This is a genomic window from Caulobacter segnis ATCC 21756 (assembly GCF_000092285.1).
GTDB classification, from domain to species: Bacteria; Pseudomonadota; Alphaproteobacteria; order Caulobacterales; family Caulobacteraceae; genus Caulobacter; species Caulobacter segnis.
The window spans coordinates 47,855-66,552 of record NC_014100.1; the positions used below are offsets into that span (position 1 = coordinate 47,855).

Annotated in this window: 17 protein-coding genes, 2 pseudogenes and 1 riboswitch; of the genes and pseudogenes, 12 read left to right on the plus strand and 7 right to left on the minus strand. The window is 69.2% G+C overall.

The window, feature by feature from the left end:
* Positions 1-5: 5 nt before the first annotated feature.
* Positions 6-87, minus strand: a riboswitch (ZMP/ZTP riboswitch).
* Between the two features lie 164 nt (positions 88-251).
* The 4 genes and pseudogenes from CSEG_RS00220 (at position 252) to CSEG_RS00235 (ending at position 7,942) form a co-directional block, all read left to right on the plus strand.
* Positions 252-2,564: a TonB-dependent receptor gene (locus tag CSEG_RS00220; protein WP_013077249.1), complete on the plus strand. Its 2,313-nt coding sequence runs from the start codon at positions 252-254 to the stop codon at positions 2,562-2,564.
* Between the two features lie 149 nt (positions 2,565-2,713).
* The gene (locus tag CSEG_RS00225; RefSeq protein ID WP_013077250.1) at positions 2,714-3,397 is read left to right on the plus strand and encodes a Fe2+-dependent dioxygenase; all 684 of its coding nucleotides are present in this window, start codon (positions 2,714-2,716) and stop codon (positions 3,395-3,397) included.
* Between the two features lie 92 nt (positions 3,398-3,489).
* Complete coding sequence (locus CSEG_RS00230) at positions 3,490-6,222, plus strand: PAS domain-containing hybrid sensor histidine kinase/response regulator (RefSeq protein ID WP_013077251.1); 2,733 nt, start codon at positions 3,490-3,492, stop codon at positions 6,220-6,222.
* Positions 6,223-6,287: 65 nt separating this feature from the next.
* Positions 6,288-7,942, plus strand: a pseudogene (locus CSEG_RS00235) (MFS transporter).
* Here CSEG_RS00235 and CSEG_RS00240 read toward each other — a convergent pair.
* Positions 7,939-8,847, minus strand: coding sequence for an NAD(P)-dependent oxidoreductase (locus tag CSEG_RS00240; RefSeq protein ID WP_013077252.1), 909 nt, complete (start codon positions 8,845-8,847; stop codon positions 7,939-7,941). The pseudogene CSEG_RS00235 and the gene CSEG_RS00240 sit on opposite strands and share 4 nt — an antisense overlap.
* A 17-nt stretch (positions 8,848-8,864) precedes the next feature.
* Positions 8,865-9,177: pseudogene (locus CSEG_RS21750) on the minus strand (MliC family protein).
* A gap of 140 nt (positions 9,178-9,317) precedes the next feature.
* Here CSEG_RS21750 and CSEG_RS00245 point away from each other — a divergent pair.
* The 3 genes from CSEG_RS00245 (at position 9,318) to CSEG_RS00255 (ending at position 12,234) form a co-directional block, all read left to right on the plus strand.
* Entirely contained in the window at positions 9,318-9,773 is a 456-nt protein-coding gene (locus CSEG_RS00245; protein ID WP_013077253.1) for a (2Fe-2S)-binding protein, read from the plus strand.
* Positions 9,770-11,944, plus strand: a complete 2,175-nt coding sequence (locus CSEG_RS00250; protein WP_013077254.1) for a xanthine dehydrogenase family protein molybdopterin-binding subunit — start codon at positions 9,770-9,772, stop codon at positions 11,942-11,944. The genes CSEG_RS00245 and CSEG_RS00250 overlap by 4 nt, the downstream gene beginning before the upstream one ends.
* Positions 11,945-12,015: 71 nt before the next feature.
* Positions 12,016-12,234: a hypothetical protein gene (locus CSEG_RS00255; RefSeq protein WP_013077255.1), complete on the plus strand. Its 219-nt coding sequence runs from the start codon at positions 12,016-12,018 to the stop codon at positions 12,232-12,234.
* Here CSEG_RS00255 and CSEG_RS00260 read toward each other — a convergent pair.
* Positions 12,206-12,850 (minus strand): nucleotidyltransferase family protein, encoded by a 645-nt coding sequence (locus CSEG_RS00260; RefSeq protein WP_013077256.1) that lies wholly within the window; start codon positions 12,848-12,850, stop codon positions 12,206-12,208. The genes CSEG_RS00255 and CSEG_RS00260 overlap by 29 nt on opposite strands.
* Before the next feature lie 29 nt (positions 12,851-12,879).
* On the opposite strand from CSEG_RS00260, the gene moaA reads away from it, so the two are divergent.
* Genes moaA through moaC form a run of 5 tightly spaced genes read left to right on the plus strand, consistent with a single transcriptional unit; the run spans position 12,880 to position 15,661 of the window.
* Positions 12,880-13,923, plus strand: coding sequence for a GTP 3',8-cyclase MoaA (gene moaA, locus CSEG_RS00265; RefSeq protein ID WP_013077257.1), 1,044 nt, complete (start codon positions 12,880-12,882; stop codon positions 13,921-13,923).
* A gap of 2 nt (positions 13,924-13,925) precedes the next feature.
* A complete protein-coding gene (locus tag CSEG_RS00270; protein WP_013077258.1) occupies positions 13,926-14,165 on the plus strand; it encodes a MoaD/ThiS family protein in 240 nt (79 codons plus the stop codon).
* Positions 14,162-14,605, plus strand: a complete 444-nt coding sequence (locus tag CSEG_RS00275; RefSeq protein ID WP_013077259.1) for a molybdenum cofactor biosynthesis protein MoaE — start codon at positions 14,162-14,164, stop codon at positions 14,603-14,605. The genes CSEG_RS00270 and CSEG_RS00275 overlap by 4 nt, the downstream gene beginning before the upstream one ends.
* A gap of 14 nt (positions 14,606-14,619) precedes the next feature.
* The gene (gene moaB / locus CSEG_RS00280) at positions 14,620-15,174 is read left to right on the plus strand and encodes a molybdenum cofactor biosynthesis protein B (RefSeq protein WP_013077260.1); all 555 of its coding nucleotides are present in this window, start codon (positions 14,620-14,622) and stop codon (positions 15,172-15,174) included.
* 13 nt (positions 15,175-15,187) lie between these two features.
* Positions 15,188-15,661 carry a cyclic pyranopterin monophosphate synthase MoaC gene (gene moaC / locus CSEG_RS00285; RefSeq protein ID WP_013077261.1) on the plus strand — a complete coding sequence of 158 codons (474 nt, stop codon included), beginning with the start codon at positions 15,188-15,190 and terminating at the stop codon, positions 15,659-15,661.
* Positions 15,662-15,674: 13 nt separating this feature from the next.
* Here the strand turns inward: moaC and CSEG_RS00290 are convergent, their stop codons facing one another.
* The 4 genes from CSEG_RS00290 to CSEG_RS00305 form a co-directional block, all read right to left on the minus strand.
* Positions 15,675-16,019 carry a YciI family protein gene (locus CSEG_RS00290; protein WP_013077262.1) on the minus strand — a complete coding sequence of 115 codons (345 nt, stop codon included), beginning with the start codon at positions 16,017-16,019 and terminating at the stop codon, positions 15,675-15,677.
* A gap of 96 nt (positions 16,020-16,115) precedes the next feature.
* Complete coding sequence (locus tag CSEG_RS00295) at positions 16,116-17,915, minus strand: methyl-accepting chemotaxis protein (RefSeq protein WP_013077263.1); 1,800 nt, start codon at positions 17,913-17,915, stop codon at positions 16,116-16,118.
* A gap of 120 nt (positions 17,916-18,035) precedes the next feature.
* Positions 18,036-18,401, minus strand: coding sequence for a Rieske (2Fe-2S) protein (locus CSEG_RS00300; protein ID WP_013077264.1), 366 nt, complete (start codon positions 18,399-18,401; stop codon positions 18,036-18,038).
* 4 nt (positions 18,402-18,405) lie between these two features.
* A complete protein-coding gene (locus tag CSEG_RS00305) occupies positions 18,406-18,687 on the minus strand; it encodes a YciI family protein (RefSeq protein ID WP_013077265.1) in 282 nt (93 codons plus the stop codon).
* Positions 18,688-18,698 lie beyond the last annotated feature (11 nt).

Here is an 18,698-nt window from a genome sequence, read left to right on the forward strand (position 1 = left end):
GATATGGAGGGCGCCCAGGCGAGCGGCTTTGAACGTCCGCGCTTCCCGAGGGTCGTTTCCCTCCGAACGCCAGTCGCGCGAACGCCGACCCCTAACACACAAGGTCTGACGAGGGGAACGAAAGGGTCATCAACTCGACACATAAACCGCAATTGCGAGCGATTATCATTGCGACTGCGTCTCAAGGTCGCTAAGAACGCCTCGCAATTTCAGGACGGGCGTCGTTCGCGCTCTCTGGGGACAAGATCAATATGCGTAATCCGACCTTCGCCGGCGTTGTGAGCCGGCCTCGCCGCGCCTTGGGCGTCGCCGCCGTCGCGGGCCTCGCGGGCCTTGGCCTGGCTCAGGCCGCCTCGGCCGCCGCCATGGACGCCGCCGCCCCGATCGCCACCGCGCCCGCCGCGGACAGCACCGAGGTTTCGTCGGTGAAGATCGACGCCAAGCGCGTGACCGACCCTTCGTCGAGCAAGTTCACCGCGCCGCTGTTGGACACGCCACGCTCGGTGACGGTCATTCCGTCCGCGATCATCGAGCAGACCGCGGCGACCTCGCTGCAGGACATTCTGCGCACCTCGCCCGGCATCACCTTCGGCGCCGGCGAGGGCGGTCAGCCGCTGGCCGACCGTCCTTTCATCCGTGGCCAAAGTTCGGGCAACAACGTCTTCGTCGACGGCGTGCGGGACACGGGCGGGCAAACCCGCGAGGTGTTCAACCTCGAGCAGGTCGAAGTCATCAAGGGGCCGGATTCGGTCTATAGCGGCCGCGGCTCGGGCGGCGGCAGCATCAACCTATCGTCCAAGACCCCCAAGGCCGAGAGCTTCGTGGGCGGTTCCGCCGCCGCCGGCACGGATCAGTATTACCGCGTCACCGCGGACGGCAACTACGCCTTCGCCAAGAACGCGGCGCTGCGCCTGAACCTGATGGCTACGGGCGGCGACACGCCCGGCCGCGACAGCGTTTCTTTCAAGCGCTGGGGCGTCGCGCCTTCGCTGGCCTTCGGCATCGACACCCAGACCCAGGCCACGCTCAGCTACTATCACCTCGATACCGACCAGGATCCGGACTACGGCATTCCGCTGGCGTCCAAGCGCACCTGGGGCGTGGCGGGCACGGACAGCCGCACGCGCCCGGCCAGCGGCATCCTGGATGTCTCGCGCGACGCCTACTACGGCCTCGAGCGCGACTGGATGAAGACCAAGGCCGATATCGCCACGATCGCCGTCCGTCACGAGATCAACGACGATCTCGCGATCCGTCAGGTGGTTCGCTACGGCAAGACGCTCAACGACTATCTGGTCACCAATCCGGGTGACGGCGGCGCGGCCCAGTTCGTGGCCGGCGAGTGGTGGATGAAGCGCGGGACCAAGTCGCGCTGGAACGAGACCACCACGACCGCCTTCGTCACCGACCTGACCGGCAAGTTCGAGCTGGCCGGCCTGAAGAACCGCTTCAACATCGGCGTGGAGCTGTCGCGCGAAGTCAACGACAACGCCACCTACGTGATCTTCACGACGGCGGGCTCGGCCTGCCCGGCCGGCTTCACCGGCGCGGGAACGGGTGACTGCACGCGGCTTTACGCGCCCAATCCGGGTGACGCCTGGACCGGTGTGATCAACCGGGGTCCGCTCTCGACCTCGAAGACCCGCAACGGTTCGATCTACGCCTTCGACACGATCGATCTGACCGACAAGCTGCTGCTGAACGTCGGCGTCCGCTACGACGACTATTCGACCCAGGGTGTCAACGCCACGGCGACCAGCGCCAACGGCGTCGTGACGGGCGTGACCTATACCAGCCTGCCCAAGGCCAGCTGGGACTTCGTCAACTACCAGATCGGCCTGAACTACAAGCCGACCCCGTCGAGCAGCCTCTACGTCTCGTACGCCACCTCCTCGACGCCGCCGAACATCGCCGGCGGCGACCAGAACACCGCCGCCACTCCGGCCCAGGTCGTGCTGGACCCCGAGGACACGACCAGCATCGAAGCTGGCGCCAAGTGGAACGTCTTCAACGACAAGCTCGCGCTTTCGGGCGCGGTCTTCCGCACCGAACGCAAGAACGCCCAGATCGCGCTCAGCGCGACCGAAGTCGCCCAGGCCGGCGAAGTGCGCGTGCAGGGCGTCGAAATCGGCGTGTCGGGTTACGTCACGCGGGCCTGGCAGGTGTTCGGCGGCTACACCTACATGGATAGCGAGCTGGTCAAGGGCCCCTACACCAGCGTCAACGTCGGCGATCCGCTGGCTAATACGCCCAAGAACACCGTCAGCCTGTTCACCACCTACCGCGTGCTGCCGCAGCTGTCGGTCGGCGGCGGCGTCTACTACGTGTCGAAGATGTTCGGCGGCAACCAGGGCGGCGCCGGCGGTGGGACCAATAAGGTCTTCGCCCCGTCGTACACCCGCTATGACGCCTTCGCCTCGTGGACCATCAGCAAGACGGCGAGCTTGCAGCTCAACGTCCAGAACCTGACCGACGAGCGCTACATCGCGCGGACCAACGGCGTGCACCACGCCGATCCGGCGCCGGGCCGCCAGGCGCTGCTGACCCTGAACGTGAAGTACTGATCCTCCCCTCACGGTGCTTCACATGAACGCCCCGCCCGGCTTTTGTCGGTCGGGGCGTTTTTCCTTTTGATCCAGGCGATGATCTGATCCGGATCAAAGGAGACGCTGGCCCACTCAGCTAGGAACGGTTCGCAAATAGGATGTCGCTCATGATGCTGCAGATTCCCGAAGTGCTGACCAAGGCGCAGGTGGCCGAGTGCCGGGCGATCCTCGACGCCGGCCCTTGGGTGGACGGCAACGTGACTTCGGGCTTCCAGGCCGCGCGCGCCAAGAACAACGAGCAGCTGCCGCAGGAAAGCGCCGAGGCGCGCCAGGTCGGGGCGATCATCGTCCAGGCGCTGCAGTCGAATCCGTTGTTCGTCTCGGCCGCCCTGCCGCACACCATCCTGTCGCCGATGTTCAACCGCTACGGCGAGGGCATGGGCTTCAAGGACCACGTCGACAACGCGATCCGCCGCGATCCCGTGACCGGCCAGCGGCTGCGCACGGACCTGTCCTGCACGCTCTTCCTGGCCGAGCCCGAGGACTATGACGGCGGGGAGCTGGTGGTGAACGACCTCTATGGCGACCACGTCGTCAAGCTGGGCGCGGGAGACGCGATCCTCTATCCCAGCACCAGCCTGCACCACGTCACGCCGGTCACGCGCGGCGCGCGGGTGGCCAGCTTCTTCTGGATCCAGAGCCTGGTGCGCGACGACGTCAAGCGCGGCCTGTTGCTGGACATGGACGTCGCCATCCAGCGCCTGTCCCGGAAGGTCGATCAGGACGAGGAGGGGATCCTGTCTCTGACCGGCGTCTATCACAACCTGCTGCGCCAGTGGGCCGAGGTCTGACGATTTCGGGCGCAATGTTCGAAGAACGCCGGTACCGCGAACCTAAAGTTTACGGTTGCGCCGCACGATCCGCCCAACTTGGCGGAGACTGAATGTCTGAGGCGACGATCAAAGCGGACGGCGTGCAAGCGACGACGCGCGGGTCCTCGTCCTTCGACGAGGCCGAGGCCGCGCGCTGGTTCTTCGACAACGCCAGCGATCTCTTCACCGTCGTTTCACCGGAAGGGCGGTTCGCCAGGGTCAACGCCGCCTGGACCACGCTCACCGGTTGGTCGGCCGACGAGCTGGTCGGGCATCCGACCATAAAGTTCATCCATCCCGACAGCCACGCCGAACTGATCGACTCCTCGCGCCGCCTGCGGGAGACAGGATCGGCGATCAACGAGGTTCGGGTTCTCTGCAAGGACGGCCGCTGGGTCTGGCTGCAGGGCCGTTCGCGGCTGGGGCCTCACGGCGAGATGATCGGGCTGATGCACGACATCTCCGGCGAGGTCGAAGCGCGGGCGCAACTGGAGGCGGCCAGGCGCACCCACGAGATGCTCGCCGAGGCCGCTGGCATCGGCATCTGGAGCTATGAACCCGCCGACGCCCGCATCGACTGGACGCCGGACGCCGTGGCGGCGTTGGGCCTCACGCCCGCCGAGATCGCCACGCCGGAGCTGTTCTTCGCGCGGATCGCGCCCGAGCAGCGAGGCAAGGTCGCCGAGGCCTTCAGCCGAGCGGTGCAGACCGGCGAAGGCGGATCGATGGAGTATCGCCTGCGCGGCCACCATGGCCGCTGGCTGACCTTCCGCAGCACCTATCGCGCCGAACCGCGCCCGGGCGGCCTCCACGCCCTCAAGGGCATTTCACAGAACATCACCGACGTGGCGCGCAGTCGCGACAAGGCGATCTGGAGCGAGCGTCGCGCCCGCCGGCTGGTCGAAGACGCACCGTTCGCGGTCGGCGTTTACGACGTCGATCTGCGCCTGCGACTGGTCAGCCCCAAGTTTCTCGAGATCTTCAAGGCGACCGAGGCGGACGTCATCGGCAGGTCGCTGCAGGAGCTGACCAACGGCAGCCGACGCCGTTTCGTCGCCGGCGTGGCGCGGGCCTTGTCGGGCGAGATCGTGACCCGCCGGGAGGACCGGTTGCTCGACGCCGAGGGCGACGAGCACTGCCTGCGCTGGGAGGCGCGGCCTTGGCGCGACGTGAACGGCGAGATCGTCGGCGTGATCACCTACATGGACGACGTGACGGCCCTGGCGGCCGCGCGGCGCGAGGCGCGGATCAACGCCCGCCGCCTCAAGGTGGCGCTGGGCGCGGCCCGGGCCGGCGTCTACGAGATCGACCATGAGCGCGCCAGCTTCTGGGGCTCGCCGGAATTCCATCGCATGGTTGGGCGTCGGGTCGGCTACGAGGACGTCCGCGAGGCCATCTGGCCGATGATCCATCCCGAGGATCGCAAGAAACTCTACGCGGCCGCCGCGGAATGGCGGCGACTGGGGGACCAAGGCGCGCACGAATACGACGTGCGGCTGTGCCCCTCCGAGGGCGAGACGCGCTGGATCCGGGTTTTCCACGAAGCCCGGCGCGATTCCAGCGGCCGTCCGCGCAAGGCGTTCGGTCTGGTTCTCGATATCGACGAACACAAGCGGGCCGAGCTGGCCCTGATGGCCGCCGAGCGCGCGGCCCAGGCGGCCAGCGAGGCCAAGGCCCAGTTCCTGGCCAATATGAGTCATGAAATCCGCACCCCGATGAACGGTGTGCTGGGGGTCCTGCACGTGCTCAAGCGCGAACTGCCGTCCGGCGAGAACGCCGACCTGCTGGGCGAGGCCCTCGCCGCCGGTCAGATGCTCTCGACCCTGCTCGACGACGTCATCGACATTTCGCGCATCGAAGCTGGGCGGCTCGAGCTGAACCACGAGGCGGTCGACCCCGCCGAACTGGCGCGCGGCGTGGTGCGTCTTCTGGCGGGTCCGGCGTCGGAGAAAGGTCTGAGCCTGGACCTCGACATCGCCCAGAACCTGGGTTGGATCCAGACCGACGCGACAAGGGTGCGCCAGGCGCTGTTCAACCTGATCGGCAACGCGGTCAAGTTCACGGTGAAGGGCTCGGTGACCGTGCGCGTGCGCCGGCTTGGCGCGGCGGACGCGCAGCGCCTGGTCTTCGACGTCGTCGACACCGGGGTCGGGGTGCCGCTGGCGGCGCAAGAGCGCCTGTTCGAGCGCTTCCAGCAAGCCGACGCCAGCACCACGCGCAGGTTCGGGGGCTCGGGCCTCGGCCTGGCGATCAGCCGCAACCTGGCGCGAATGCTGGGCGGCGACATCACGCTCCGCTCGAAGCCAGGCGAGGGTTCGACTTTCAGCCTGACCATCGCCGCGCCGCCCGCCGCCGCGCCCGCGGGGATCGGGAGCGAGGCCGACGACCTCCTGGCCGGGCTGCGCGTGCTGGTGGTCGAGGACAATGCGACGAACCAACTGGTGGCGCGGCGCATCCTGGAGCAGCTCGGCGCGGCGGTCACCGTGGCCGACGACGGCGCTTCAGGGGTGGCCGCGGCGCGCGACGGCGGTTTCGACCTGATCCTGATGGACGTGCAGATGCCCGGCATGGACGGCCTCGAGGCGGCCCGGCGGATCCGCGCGCTCCCGGGCGAGGCCGCCCGGTCGCCGATCATCGCCCTGACCGCCAATGTCATGGCCCATCAGCGCGCCGCCTATCGCGCCGCCGGCATGGACGGCGTCGCCGCCAAGCCGATTTCCCCGGCGGCCTTGGTCGCCGAGATTCTTCGCCTGTCGAACAATGGGTCGTCTGGCGCGAGAGCGGCGGGAGGCGCGTTGGCCTAACGACGTTCCGCCTCTTTTCCCCGCGGGCTGAACCACGCTAAAGCAGGAGAAAACAGGGAGAACACATGGCCGACCGGAGTCAGGAACGCGCCTCGATGCGCACGGTGGTGGCGGCGTCGTCGGCCGGCACCGCGTTCGAGTGGTACGACTTCTTCATCTTCGGCAGCCTGGCCCAGGTCATCTCCAAGACGTTCTTCGCCGGCCTGCCCGAGACCGCGGGCTATATCGCCGCCCTGGCCCTGTTCGGGGTGGGCTTCGCGTTCCGCCCCCTGGGCGCCCTGGTGTTCGGCAAGATCGGCGACCAGGCCGCGGCCGCAAGGGCGCGTTCCTGGCCACCGTGCTGCTGATGGGCGGGGCGACCTTCGCCATCGCCTTCCTGCCGACCTATCAGCAGGCGGGGATCATCTCGCCGATCCTGCTGGTCCTGATGCGCTGCGTGCAGGGCTTCGCCCTGGGCGGGGAGTACGGCGGCGCGGCCATCTACGTTGCCGAGCATTCGCCGCCCGATCAGCGGGGCTGGTCCACCTCCTGGGTGCAGACCTCGGCCGCGTTCGGCCTGTTTGGCGCTCTCCTGGTCATCCTGCTGACACGCTGGGTTCTCGGTGCGCATGTCGGCCCCGACGCCTTCGACGCCTGGGGCTGGCGCATCCCGTTCGCCGTTTCGATCGGCCTGCTGGGCGTCTCGGTCTGGATGCGGATGAAGCTGACCGAAAGCCCCGCCTTCGAGGCCATGAAGGCCGAGGGCGAAGCCTCCAAGGCGCCCTATGCCGAGGCGTTCGGCCAATGGAAGAACCTGAAGCTGGTCCTGCTGGCCTTCTTCGCGATGATGTCGGCGCAGGGGGCGGTCTGGTACACCAGCTTCTTCTACGTCCAGACCTTCATGGAGAAATTCCTGAAGGTCGATCCGGTCGACATCAACGGCCTGATGATGACCGCCACGGCGATCAGCGCCGTCTTCTACGTCGTGTTCGGCTGGCTGTCGGACCGTATCGGCCGCAAGCCGGTGATGCTGGGTGGCATGACCCTGGCGCTGCTGTTCTACTTCCCCGGCTTTCATCTCCTGGAGAAGGCCGCCAACCCCGCCCTGGCCGAGGCCAGCGCCCGCGCCCCGGTGGTGGTGGTCGCCGATCCCAAGGACTGTTCCCTGCAGTTCGACCCCGTGGGCAAGGCGGCCTTCGTCACCGCTTGCGACATCGTCAAGAGCGCGCTCGCCAATGCGGGCGTCTCCTACGCCAACCAGAAGGCTCCCGCTGGATCGGTGGCGACCATGAAGGTCGGCGGCGTCGAGGTCGTGTCCCAGAGCGCCAAGGGCTTGTCCAAGGCCGAGGCCAAGGTCGTGAAGGCGGCGGTCGAGGCGAAGATCAAGGCGGCGCTGGCTGACGCCGGCTATCCGGCCAAGGCCGACCCGGCCCGGATGAACCGCCCGATGATGCTGGGCGTGCTGTTCGTGTTCGTGATCGCGGCCACGGCCTTGTTCGGACCCCTGGCGGCCGCGCTCGTCGAGCTGTTCCCCACCCGCGTGCGCTACACGGCGCTGTCGCTGCCCTACCATATCGGCACCGGCTGGGTGGGCGGCTTCGTGCCCTTCTTCGCCTTCGCCATCGTGACGGCGGTCGGCGATATCTACGCCGGTCTCTGGTACCCGGTGGCCTTCACCCTGCTCAGCGTGCTGACCACGGTGTTCTTCCTGCCGGAAACGAAAGGGCGGCCGCTGGACTAGGGCCTTCGCCCGTCGGGCTCGGCGATGGGCAGGGTGTCGACGGTGACGCCCGCGCCCGCCAGCGCCTCAAGCGTTGCGGGAGCGACCGGCCCTGCGTGAAGCCAGACGATTTGCCGGCCCTCGCGCGCCAGCGCGGTCAGATGATCGGGGGCGGCCTCATCTCCCGACAGGCGCTCGACGTCGCGCCGCGCCAGGCGGACGACTTCCGGATCGGCGGCCGCGTCGATGACCACGACGTCGGCGGTCCCGAGGGCGCGGGCCGCCCTCAGGCTCAAGAGCTCGACGGGGCCGTCGGCGGAAAGGAGTTTCACGCCGCCCGCGCGGGCCTCTCCGTCGGCCAGGGCGTCGCGGAGCAGGGTCTCGGCCCGGGCCATGTCGCCCGCCAGGGCCGCTTCCGCCGCCGGGCCGCGCACGGCCGCGCGGAGGAAGGCGCGGCGCTCGTGCAGCACGGGCAGGGCGCGTCGCACCTCGTCCTGAAATCGAGCGAGCAGGGCGGCGACCCGACCGACGCCTTCGGGGACCTGCGCCTCGATGGCGTTGCGCAAGAGCGTCGCCATGACCGGCGCCGAGCCGCCCGTCCCGACCGCCGCCACCACCTGGCCCCGGTCGATGATGGCGGGCGTGTTGAAGTCGCAGAGGGCGGGGCGATCGACGACGTTGACCAGCGCGCCGGCCGCCCGCGCCGCGGCGACGGCGGCCTGGACGAAGGCCTCGTCCGCATCGCCCACGAACACCAGGACGGCGTTCCGATAGGCGTCCGCGGCGAACGCCTCCGGGCCTTCCAGGCGCACGACCGTGGCGGGAGAGTCCTCAAACAGCCGGGCCTTGGCCTCGGCCGGCTCGCCTGAACCGGCGATCACGACCTTGCGCCCGGCCAAGGGGAAGTAGGCGGGAAAAGAGTCCAACGTCGGGTCCTTCGGAACTACTGCGACCGGCAATCCTGATAGGGGCCGCCGGGGAAGCCTTTCAGCATGGCGTCCGGGCCTTTGCTCCAGATCTCGGCCTGGCCCGCGGTGTAGCGGGCGCCTGAACCCGAGCGCGCCAGCTTCAGGGTTCGGGTGACGCCGCCGGCGCTCACCACGACCCGCTTGCCGTGCAGGGCGTAGGCGGCGGGTGAAGTTCTTGCCCGCCTGGCATCGGTAGCGGATCGGCGCGTCGGTGGCGTCCGGCGCCAGGGTCGCGCAGCCCGCCGCCGTCAGGGCCAGCAGGACGAGGGGAACAAGGGCGCGCCGCATACCGGAGCCTCCGGGTGATCGATCGGTCCAGCATAGCGGGTTTGGTCGACCACGATCCAGGCGAACACGATTTACGCTGGTCAAGCCTGATGTGAACGGTGTTAGCTTTGGAGGCGGGCGACTGCGGGGAGGCACGCGACATGGCGACCACGCTGGACATCAATGGCAAGGCGGTGACGGCGCAGGCCGCGCCCGATACGCCGCTGCTCTGGGTGCTGCGCGACGAACTGGGGCTGACTGGCACGAAGTTCGGATGCGGCATGGCTCAGTGCGGCGCCTGCACGGTTCACCTCGACGGCCAGCCCATCCGGTCCTGCGTGACGCCGATCGCCGCGGTCGGCGCGGGCAAGATCACCACGATCGAGGGCCTCGGCGGCGCTCACCCGGTCCAGGCGGCGTGGGTGCGTCACGACGTGCCCCAATGCGGCTACTGCCAGTCGGGTCAGATCATGTCGGCCGCCGCGCTGTTGGCCGAGAAGCCCAAGCCCTCCGACGAGGATATCGACAGCGCCATGGCCGGGAACATCTGCCGCTGCGGCGCCTACCAGCGCATCCGCGCGGCGATCAAGGACGTCGCAGAGGGAGGCGCCCAATGAACAGGCCCTTCAAACCGACGGCGCCCAGCCGCCGCGACGTGGTCGTGGCCGCCTCGCTGGTCGGGGGTTCGCTGCTGGTCGGCTGCTCGCCGGCCGATCTGATGAGCATGGGCTCCAAGGTCGAGGTCGGCGCGTTCGGCCCCTTCATCAAGATCGCGCCCGACGGCGCGGTGACGGTGATCTCCAAGCACATCGAGTTCGGCCAGGGCAGTCACGCGGGTCTGGCGGCCCTCGTCGCCGAGGAGCTGGGCGCCGACTGGAGCCGGGTGCGGGTCGAGTACGCGCCGGCCAACGCCAAGCTCTATTCCAACGGCAATGTCGGCGCGCAGCTGACGGGCGGCTCGTCGGCGATCGCCAACTCCTGGGACCAGTTGCGCAAGGCCGGGGCCACCGCCCGTGCCATGTTCGTCCAGGCCGCCGCCAATCGCTGGAACGTCCCAGCCGGGGAGATCACGGTCAAGGACAGCCTCCTGACCCACGCCTCAGGCAAGGCCGCGACCTTCGCCGACCTGCTGACCGACGCGGCCAAGGTCCCACCGCCGACTGAGGTCAAGCTGAAGGACCCCAAGGCCTTCGCGCTGATCGGCACGGACCGGGTGCGCCGCAAGGACTCCCAGGCCAAGAGCGATGGGACGGCGCGCTACACCCAAGACGTCCGCCTTCCGAACATGCTGACGGCCATGGTCGCCCACCCGCCACGCTTCGGCGCCAAGGTGAAGAGCTTCGACGCGACGGAGGCCAAGAAGGTCGCTGGCGTGGTTGATGTCTTCCAGGTCCCGTCCGGCGTGGCGGTGGTCGCCCAGAACACCTACGCCGCCAAGCTTGGCCGCGAGGCGCTGAATGTCACATGGGACGAGGACAAGGCTGAAAAGCGGGGGTCGGCCGCGATCGCCCAGCATTTCAAAGACGTCCTCGTCGGCAAGGATGCGTCGGTCAAATGGGAGCCGTTCGACCAGCGCGGCGACGCTTCGTCCCTGGCTTCGGCCAAGGGCGAGAACGTGTTCGAGGCGACCTACGAGTTTCCCTATCTCGCCCACGCCACCATGGAGCCGATGAACTGCGTCGCCTCGGTGGACGGCTCGAAGGTCAAGTTGGTGTTCGGGTCGCAAGGTCCGACGCTGGATCAGCTGAACGCGGCCAAGATCGTCGGCTGCCTGCCGGGCTCGGTCGAGGTCGAGACCCTGTTCGCCGGCGGCTCGTTCGGCCGTCGCGCCAACTTCCAGTCCGACTACGTCGCCGAATGCGTCCACATCGCCAAGAAGGTTGGCGACGGCCGGCCGGTGAAGTTGGTCTGGACGCGGGAGGACGACATGCAGGCCGGCTATTTCCGGCCGATCGTGGTCCATGCGGTCAAGGTGACGCTGGACAAGGACGGCTATCCGGCGGCCTGGCGCCATCGGATCGTCACCCAGTCGATCATGAAAGGCTCGCCCATGCCGATGGGCAAGGGGCCTGACCAGACCGCCATCGAGGGCGCGGCGGGCTCGCCCTACCTGAAGGCCACGCCCGTGGTCGACGCGCAGGTTGCTTTCCCGGACGTGGGCGTGCCCGTGTTGTGGTGGCGCTCGGTGGGGGCGACCCACACCGCCTTCGTCATGGAGCACACGATCGATCAGCTGGCCCGCAAGGCCGGCAAGGATCCGGTCGAGTATCGCCGGGCGCTCTATCGGAAGGCCGGCGCCGACCGGCATCTGGCGGCGCTGAATCATGCGATCGACAAGGCCGGGCCCGTTGCGACGCCCGGCTGGGCGCGGGGCGTGGCCGTGCACGAGAGCTTCGGCTCCGTGGTCGCCCAGGTCGCCGAGGTCAAGCGCGAGGAGGGCGTCCCGCGCGTCGGTCGCGTGATCGCGGCCGTCGACTGCGGCGTGGCCATCTCGCCCGACCAGATCGCCGCCCAGATGGAGGGCGGGATTTGCTATGGCCTGTCGGCGGCGCTGTTTGGTGAAGTGACTCTGACGGACGGCAAGGTCGATCAAGGCAATTTCGACACCTACCGCGTGCTGCGGATCAACGAGGCGCCGATGGTGGAGACCCATATCGTGCCTTCCGGAAACGCGCCCAGCGGGGTGGGCGAGCCTGGCACGCCTGTCATCGCGCCAGCCGTCGCCAACGCCCTTCTGGCGCTCGACCAGCGGGCCACCGCCCGACTTCCCCTAATCCGGGGCGCCTGACAACGCGGCAGGCTGGACGGAATCGACCTATCCGAGCATTGTGTCCCTGTTCGCCAAAGCGTGGGGTGTTCATGGCCGAGCTGTCCGGTTCCTCGGGAGACCAAGTCGAGGACGATGTGGCGGAATTCCGCGCGGCGCTGTCGCGGCTCCGCGAGGACCACCGGAGGGTCTTGCTGGTCCTGGTGCCTCGCCTGGCCGCGATGCAGGAACGGGGCGACACCGAGGGCGCTTTGGCCCTGGTGGCCAAGATCCAGGAAATCCTCAGCGATCCCGACCGCCCGCTCCAGTAGCTTGCGCGAGCCGAGCCAGATCCTCGGGCCGGTCAATGTCGAGAAGCACCCCTGGGTCGCTGACCTCGACCGTGATCAGGCGTGATCCCGCCTGCGTGAGCAGCGCCCTCGCGCCCTCGTCGCCGTCAAGCTTGGCCAGCGCTGGCAGCCAGTCTGCCCCGAACAGCACCGGGTGTCCGCGTCGACCAGCGAGGACGGGAACGGCGATGCGCTGCGGGGCGTCCAGGACGGCCGCCAGATGCGACGGCGTTTCCAAGGCGATCGCCGGCATGTCGCCGAGGAAGACAAAGACGCCCGCTGTGTCGGCCGGAAGCGCGGCGGCCGCGGTTCTCAGCGACGCGCCCATGCCCTCGGCCGCGTTCGGGACGGGAACGAGGACCACACGATGAGCCGCCTCCAGCCGCGCGGCCGCCGCCTCCAGAGCGGCGACCAGACGGGGATCGTCGCCGACCGCCACGAAGACCCGGCGTACGGGCGCGGCGAGGGCGGTCCGCAAGGCGCCCGCCACGAGGGGCGCGCCATTCAGCGGGGCCAGCAGCTTGTCGCCTCCGAAGCGGGCGCCGCGGCCGGCCGCCAGCACGATCGCCTCCAAGGCCGGGGTATGGCTTTGCGTCATGGGCTCCAGCGCCTATCTTGCGGTCAGACATGACGCCTTATGACGACAGCGCCGCGCAAGCGGTCTTGGCCACGCCCCGCCCGCCCGTCTTGGTGGACGGTTTCGGCCGCGCCGTCACCTATCTGCGCGTCTCGGTCACCGACCGCTGCGACCTGCGCTGCGTCTACTGCATGGCCGAGCACATGACCTTCCTGCCGAAGGCCGACGTGCTGACCCTGGAGGAGCTGGACCGCCTGGCCTCGACCTTCGTGGCCTTGGGCGTGCGCAAGCTGCGCCTGACCGGCGGCGAGCCGCTGGTTCGCAAGGGCTTCATGACCCTGGTCGAGCGGCTGTCGCGGCATCTGGCGTCCGGCGCTCTCGATGAGCTGACCCTGACCACGAACGGCGCTCAGCTGGAGCGTTACGCCGCCGAGCTCGCCCGCCACGGCGTGCGGCGGATCAACGTGTCGCTGGACGCGCTGGACCCGGCGATCTTCCGTCGTTTGACCCGAGGCGGCGACGTGGCGCGGGTGATCGCCGGGATCGACGCGGCCCAGGCCGCCGGCATGGCGGTGAAGATCAACGCCGTGGCGCTGAAGGACGACAACGCCAAGGATCTGCCGGACCTGATCGCCTGGGCCCACGCGCGCGGCTGCGACATCAGCCTGATCGAGACCATGCCCTTGGGCGAGGTCGAGCAGGACCGCACCGACCAGTTCCTGTCCCTGGCCGAGGTGCGGCGCGATCTTTCTTCGTACTGGACGCTGGAGGACATCCCGTTCGCCACCGGCGGGCCGGCCCGTTACGTCCGGATCACCGAGACGGGCGGCCGCTTGGGCTTCATCACCCCGCTCAGCCACAATTTCTGCGAGGCCTGCAATCGGGTGCGTCTGACCTGCACAGGCACCCTGCACACCTGCCTGGGCCGCGACGACGCCAGCGATCTGCGGGCGGTGCTGCGCTCCGGCGCCGACGAGGCGAGGCTTCGGGCGGCGATCTTCGCGGCCATTGGGACCAAGCCCCAGGGCCATGATTTCCAGATCGCCGCGGCGCGTCCGGCGGTCGCCCGCCACATGTCGACGACGGGAGGCTAAAGATGGCGCGCGTGCTGCTGTTCGGACGCCTGGCCGATCAGGCGGGCTGGCGCGACCGCTCGGTCGAGGCCGGTGACCTTTCCGCTTTGCGCGCGGCGCTGGCCGCCGAGGACGCGGGGCTGGGCGAAGCCTTGGCCGCGCCGGGCGTGCAGGTCGCCGTCGACAAGGTCCTGGTGCGAGGCGAGGCGTCCCTGGCGGCCGGCGCCGAGGTCGCCTTCCTGCCGCCGATGAGCGGCGGATGAAAATCGTCCTGACCGACCGGCCGTTCGAGCCGGGCGCGCTGGTGACGGCCTTCTGCGCCGATCGGGCCGAGACGGGGGCCGTGGCGACCTTCGTGGGACTGGCGCGCGCCGAACAGGGCCAGGCCGCGGCGCTGGAGCTCGAGGCCTATCCCGGCTTCACCGAGGCGGCGATCGGCGAGATCGCGGCCCAGGCCGTCGCGCGCTTCCATCTGCAGGACGTCCAGGTCGTCCACCGCGTGGGCCGTATCGCGCCGGGCGAGGCGATCGTCTTCGTCGCCACGGCCGCCGGCCACCGCCGCGAGGCCTTCGAGGCCTGCGATTTCCTGATGGATTATCTGAAGAGCCGCGCGCCCTTCTGGAAGAAGGAGCACGGTCCGGACGGCGCGCGCTGGATCGAGCCGACGGACCGCGATAGGACCGACGCGCAGCGCTGGGATTGAACGTGGAGAAACCGATGTCGGACGCGGGCCTCAAGCCGGGCGGCGGGATCAAGCCGGAATTGCCGTTCAAGCCGGTGCGCGTGGCGGTGCTGACCGTTTCGGACACCCGCGACGAGGCGAGCGACACCTCGGGCCAGATCCTGGTCGAGCGGATCAAGGCCGCGGGTCACGAGCTTGCCGGCCGTGTCGTGGTCCGAGACGACATCGAGCGCATTCGCGATCAGGTCCGCGACTGGATCGCCAGCAAGGCCGTCGACGCCATCGTCACCACGGGCGGCACGGGCCTGACCGGCCGCGATGTCACGGTCGAGGCGCTGGAGCCCCTGTTCGACAAGAAGATCGACGGTTTCTCGGTCGTCTTCCACCTGGTGTCCTACGCCTCGGTGGGCCTTTCGACCCTGCAGTCGCGCGCCACGGCGGGGCTGATCGGCGGCGTCTTCGTCTTCTGCCTGCCGGGCAGCAACGGCGCGGTGAAGGACGGCTGGGACAAGGTGATCAGCGCCCAGCTCGACAGCCGCCACAAGCCCTGCAACATGGTCGAGCTGATGCCCCGCTTGCTCGAACAATGAGGCTTTTGGAACCGTGAGCAAGCTCACCCACATCGACGACCAGGGCCGCGCCCGCATGGTCGACGTCTCCGACAAGCCGGCCACGGCGCGCGAGGCGGTCGCCGGCGGCTTCGTGCGGATGAGCGCCGAGACCTTGGCGCTGGCGGTATCGGGCTCGGGCCGCAAGGGCGACGTTCGCGCCGTAGCCGAGCTGGCGGGCGTGATGGCGGCCAAGAAGACCTCGGACCTGATCCCGCTGTGTCATCCCCTGGCCCTGTCGAAGGTCGAAGTGTCGGTCGAACCGGCCGAGGGCGGCTTATCGGTGACAGCGAGGGTCAAGACCACCGGCCCCACCGGCGTCGAGATGGAAGCGCTGACCGCGGCGTCCATCGCCTGCCTGACGATCTACGACATGCTGAAGGCCGCCGAGAAGGGCATGGTCATCGAGGCCGTGCGCCTGCTGGAAAAGACCGGCGGCAAGTCGGGAGACTGGCTGGCGGACCGCTAGGCGGTCTGGGCGTCTAATCCCTGGGGCCCGACGCCGGATCCAGAGGCCAGACCTCGACGACGCCCTGCGCCACCGCGCAGGGACTTTGGGCCGCGATGGCGATCGCGGCGTCCAGGTCCGGGGCCTCGATCAGGGCGAAACCCGCTATCGGCAGATCGGCGGACAAGAATGAGCCCTCCGTCACTTCCACCTTCGCGGCGTCATGATTTCGCACCTGCACGGGCCTACCCGCCACACCCATGACGTCGCCTTCGCGCACGCGCCGGGCGTCGGCCGCATGCGCGGCGTCTCGCACCACCTTGGCCGTCCGATCGTAACCGGACCTGTCTCCATAGCCGATGGTGATGAACCGGGGCATGAGGTCTGAACGCGAAGGTCCAACGGCGGTTCTCCGCAAGCCCTGGGCTTTCCGCCGTCAGACCGTCGTGGAGGGCGGCCAAGGCCGCCGCTCGCCTTACGCCGCCGCCGCGCTACGAGCCTCGGCGCTGATCCGCAGTTCGCTCATGCGTTGGGCCAGGCGCGTGGCTTCCTGGGCCAGGGCGTGGCTGGCGGCGGTGGTCTCCTCGACCATGGCCGCGTTCTGTTGGGTGACCTGGTCCATCTGGGCGACGGCGCCATTGACCTCGGCCAGGCCGCGCGCCTGCTCGGCGGCGGAGGCGGCGATGTCGCGGACCAAGCCGTCGATCTGCTGCACCTCGGTGGCGATGGCGCGCAGGACATCGCCCGTGCGGCCCACCCGCTCGACGCCGTGTTCGACTTCCGCCGAGCTGGTGGCGATCAGGTCCTTGATCTCCTTGGCCGCGTCGGCCGAGCGCTGGGCCAGGGCCCGGACTTCCTGAGCCACGACCGCGAAGCCGCGACCGGCTTCACCGGCGCGGGCGGCCTCGACCCCGGCGTTCAGGGCCAGGAGGTTGGTCTGGAAGGCGATCTCGTCGATCACGACGATGATCTGGCCGATCCGCGCCGAGGACTTCTCGATCGCTTCCATCGCGCCGACGGCCTGATCGACGATGTCGCCGCTGGCCCCGGCCGCCTCGCGCGCCCGCTCGACCACCGAGCGCGTGCGGCTGGTCGTCTCGGCGGTCTGGCGCACCTTGGCGGTGATCTGGTCCAGCGCGGCGGCGGTCTCTTCCAGGCTCGCCGCCTGCTGCTCGGTGCGCCGGGCGAGGTCGTCGGCCGCCACGGTGATTTCGCGCGAGCCGCCGTGGATCATGTTGGTGGCCTCCAGCGAGGCGGCGATCACGGCCGACAGCTTCTCCACGGCGGCGTTGAAGTCGACGCGCAGGCGCTCGTAGCCCTCGGGGAAGGTCCGGTTGATCCGATGCGAGAGGTCGCCATCCGACAAGTGGTCGAGCGCCTCGGCCAAGGCGTTGACGACCGCCTTCTGCACCGCTTCGGCCTCGTCGCGCCGCCGCTCGGCCTCGCGCCGCTCCACTTCCAAGGCGTCCCTCACGTCGGCGGCCTCGAGGTCCTTTTGGCGCGCCTGAATGGTTTCATGGAAGGTGCGCAGGGCGCTAGTCATCTCGCCGATCTCGTCGCGGGTCTTGATGACCGGAAGCGCGACATTGACGTCGCCGTTGGCCAGCGCGCGCAGGGCGTTGGTCACCGAATTCAGCGGCAGGATCAGACCTTGGCGCGCGGCGAAGATCAGCAGGCCGGCGAAGATGGCGGAGATCAGGAGCAGGCCGCCCATGAGGCCCTGGCCCAAAAGGCCCAGCGACTTGGCCTTGTCGGCGTCGCGGGTGGCGGCTGCTTCGATCTTGCCGGAGGCCACCTCCATCTTGTCCTCGAGCGCCGAGAACTGGGTTGCGAAGCTGGGCAGACGGGCGCGGGCGCTGGCGGGATCGGTGTCGGCGATGGCGACGATGCCGTTCGCGGCGGCGATGTAGGCGGCCAGCGGGGCCTTTACTTCAGAGAGGGCCGCGCTGATCGCGGGGTCATCGGCCAGCTGGCCGCCCTCGGCGATATCCTGCTTGAAGGCGGCGGTGTGCTCGGCCAGATCGGCGCGAACCGCCTTCAGGTCGACCCCGAGCGCCGGATCGCTGGACATGATGGCGCCCATGACGTCGGCGCGCAGGGCGTCGTGCATCATGTCGCCGTGCATGTGCAGGCGAAGAATTCGAGCCGAGCCTTCGGCGCGGACCAGGGCGGAGTCGAGGCTGTGGGCCACCCAAAGCCCTGTTCCGGCCGTCGCCGCGCACAGCAGGGCCGCGCCCGCCGCCGCACCCATGACCTTCCGTCCGAGGGACGCCATGTCGATTTCTCCGCCTTCGCTTGGTGGTGCGGAGAATGCGGGATGATCTGCCTAACGGCGCTTAACCACATCGCCCAATCGGCAGTGGCATAGTGTCGCGCCGGCCCGCTGGGCGAGCGTTCAGGCGGTGACGACCTGACCGTCGCGCACGGCCACCGGCCAGGCTGTCAGGGCCTGACCGGGGCAGGGCCCGGCCACGCAGGCGCCGCCGTCGATCTGGAACAGAGCGCCGTGCCCCGCGCACAGGATGTAGTCGTTCTCGCGCGTCAGATAGCGGCCGGCGAACCCCGCCAGCGGCCAGCCGGCGTGCGGGCAGCTGTCGACATAGCCGACCAGCCTCTCGCCCTGGCGCACGACGAAGCCGGCGAACAGGGCCTCGCCCTCCCGGAACCGGAACCCCTTCGAGCCGGGCGAGGGGATCTCGTCCAGCGCGCAAAGCGAGGTTCCGGCGACGGGCCGGGCGGGATTGTCTGGATCGCCGCGCAAGGCGTTAGAGCGCGCCGATCGCCACGCGCCAGGGCCGCACCTCGACACTCTCGAACACGCCGGCGGCGGTGAAGGGGTCGTTGTCGGCCTGAGCCTGGGCGGCCGCCAGGTCCTCGGCCTCGACGATCAGCAGCGAGCCGATCGGATTGCCGTCGTCGCCCAGCAGAGCGCCGGCCAGCTTCAGGCCTTGCGATTGGTTCAGGTAGTCGAGGTGCGTGGGGCGGGTGGCCAGACGGGTGTCCAGCGCGCCGGGCTTGTCCTTGCAGATGATGGCGAAGAGGGCCATGCGGAGATCCT

Coding starts and splice junctions, on each gene's coding strand:
- CSEG_RS00220 (WP_013077249.1), top strand. CDS start 252: ATGCGTAATCCGACCTTCGCCGGCGTTGTGAGCCGGCCTCGCCGCGCC.
- CSEG_RS00225 (WP_013077250.1), top strand. CDS start 2,714: ATGATGCTGCAGATTCCCGAAGTGCTGACCAAGGCGCAGGTGGCCGAG.
- CSEG_RS00230 (WP_013077251.1), top strand. CDS start 3,490: ATGTCTGAGGCGACGATCAAAGCGGACGGCGTGCAAGCGACGACGCGC.
- CSEG_RS00245 (WP_013077253.1), top strand. CDS start 9,318: ATGGCGACCACGCTGGACATCAATGGCAAGGCGGTGACGGCGCAGGCC.
- CSEG_RS00250 (WP_013077254.1), top strand. CDS start 9,770: ATGAACAGGCCCTTCAAACCGACGGCGCCCAGCCGCCGCGACGTGGTC.
- CSEG_RS00255 (WP_013077255.1), top strand. CDS start 12,016: ATGGCCGAGCTGTCCGGTTCCTCGGGAGACCAAGTCGAGGACGATGTG.
- CSEG_RS00260 (WP_013077256.1), bottom strand. CDS start 12,850: ATGACGCAAAGCCATACCCCGGCCTTGGAGGCGATCGTGCTGGCGGCC.
- moaA (WP_013077257.1), top strand. CDS start 12,880: ATGACGCCTTATGACGACAGCGCCGCGCAAGCGGTCTTGGCCACGCCC.
- CSEG_RS00270 (WP_013077258.1), top strand. CDS start 13,926: ATGGCGCGCGTGCTGCTGTTCGGACGCCTGGCCGATCAGGCGGGCTGG.
- CSEG_RS00275 (WP_013077259.1), top strand. CDS start 14,162: ATGAAAATCGTCCTGACCGACCGGCCGTTCGAGCCGGGCGCGCTGGTG.
- moaB (WP_013077260.1), top strand. CDS start 14,620: ATGTCGGACGCGGGCCTCAAGCCGGGCGGCGGGATCAAGCCGGAATTG.
- CSEG_RS00290 (WP_013077262.1), bottom strand. CDS start 16,019: ATGCCCCGGTTCATCACCATCGGCTATGGAGACAGGTCCGGTTACGAT.
- CSEG_RS00295 (WP_013077263.1), bottom strand. CDS start 17,915: ATGGCGTCCCTCGGACGGAAGGTCATGGGTGCGGCGGCGGGCGCGGCC.
- CSEG_RS00305 (WP_013077265.1), bottom strand. CDS start 18,687: ATGGCCCTCTTCGCCATCATCTGCAAGGACAAGCCCGGCGCGCTGGAC.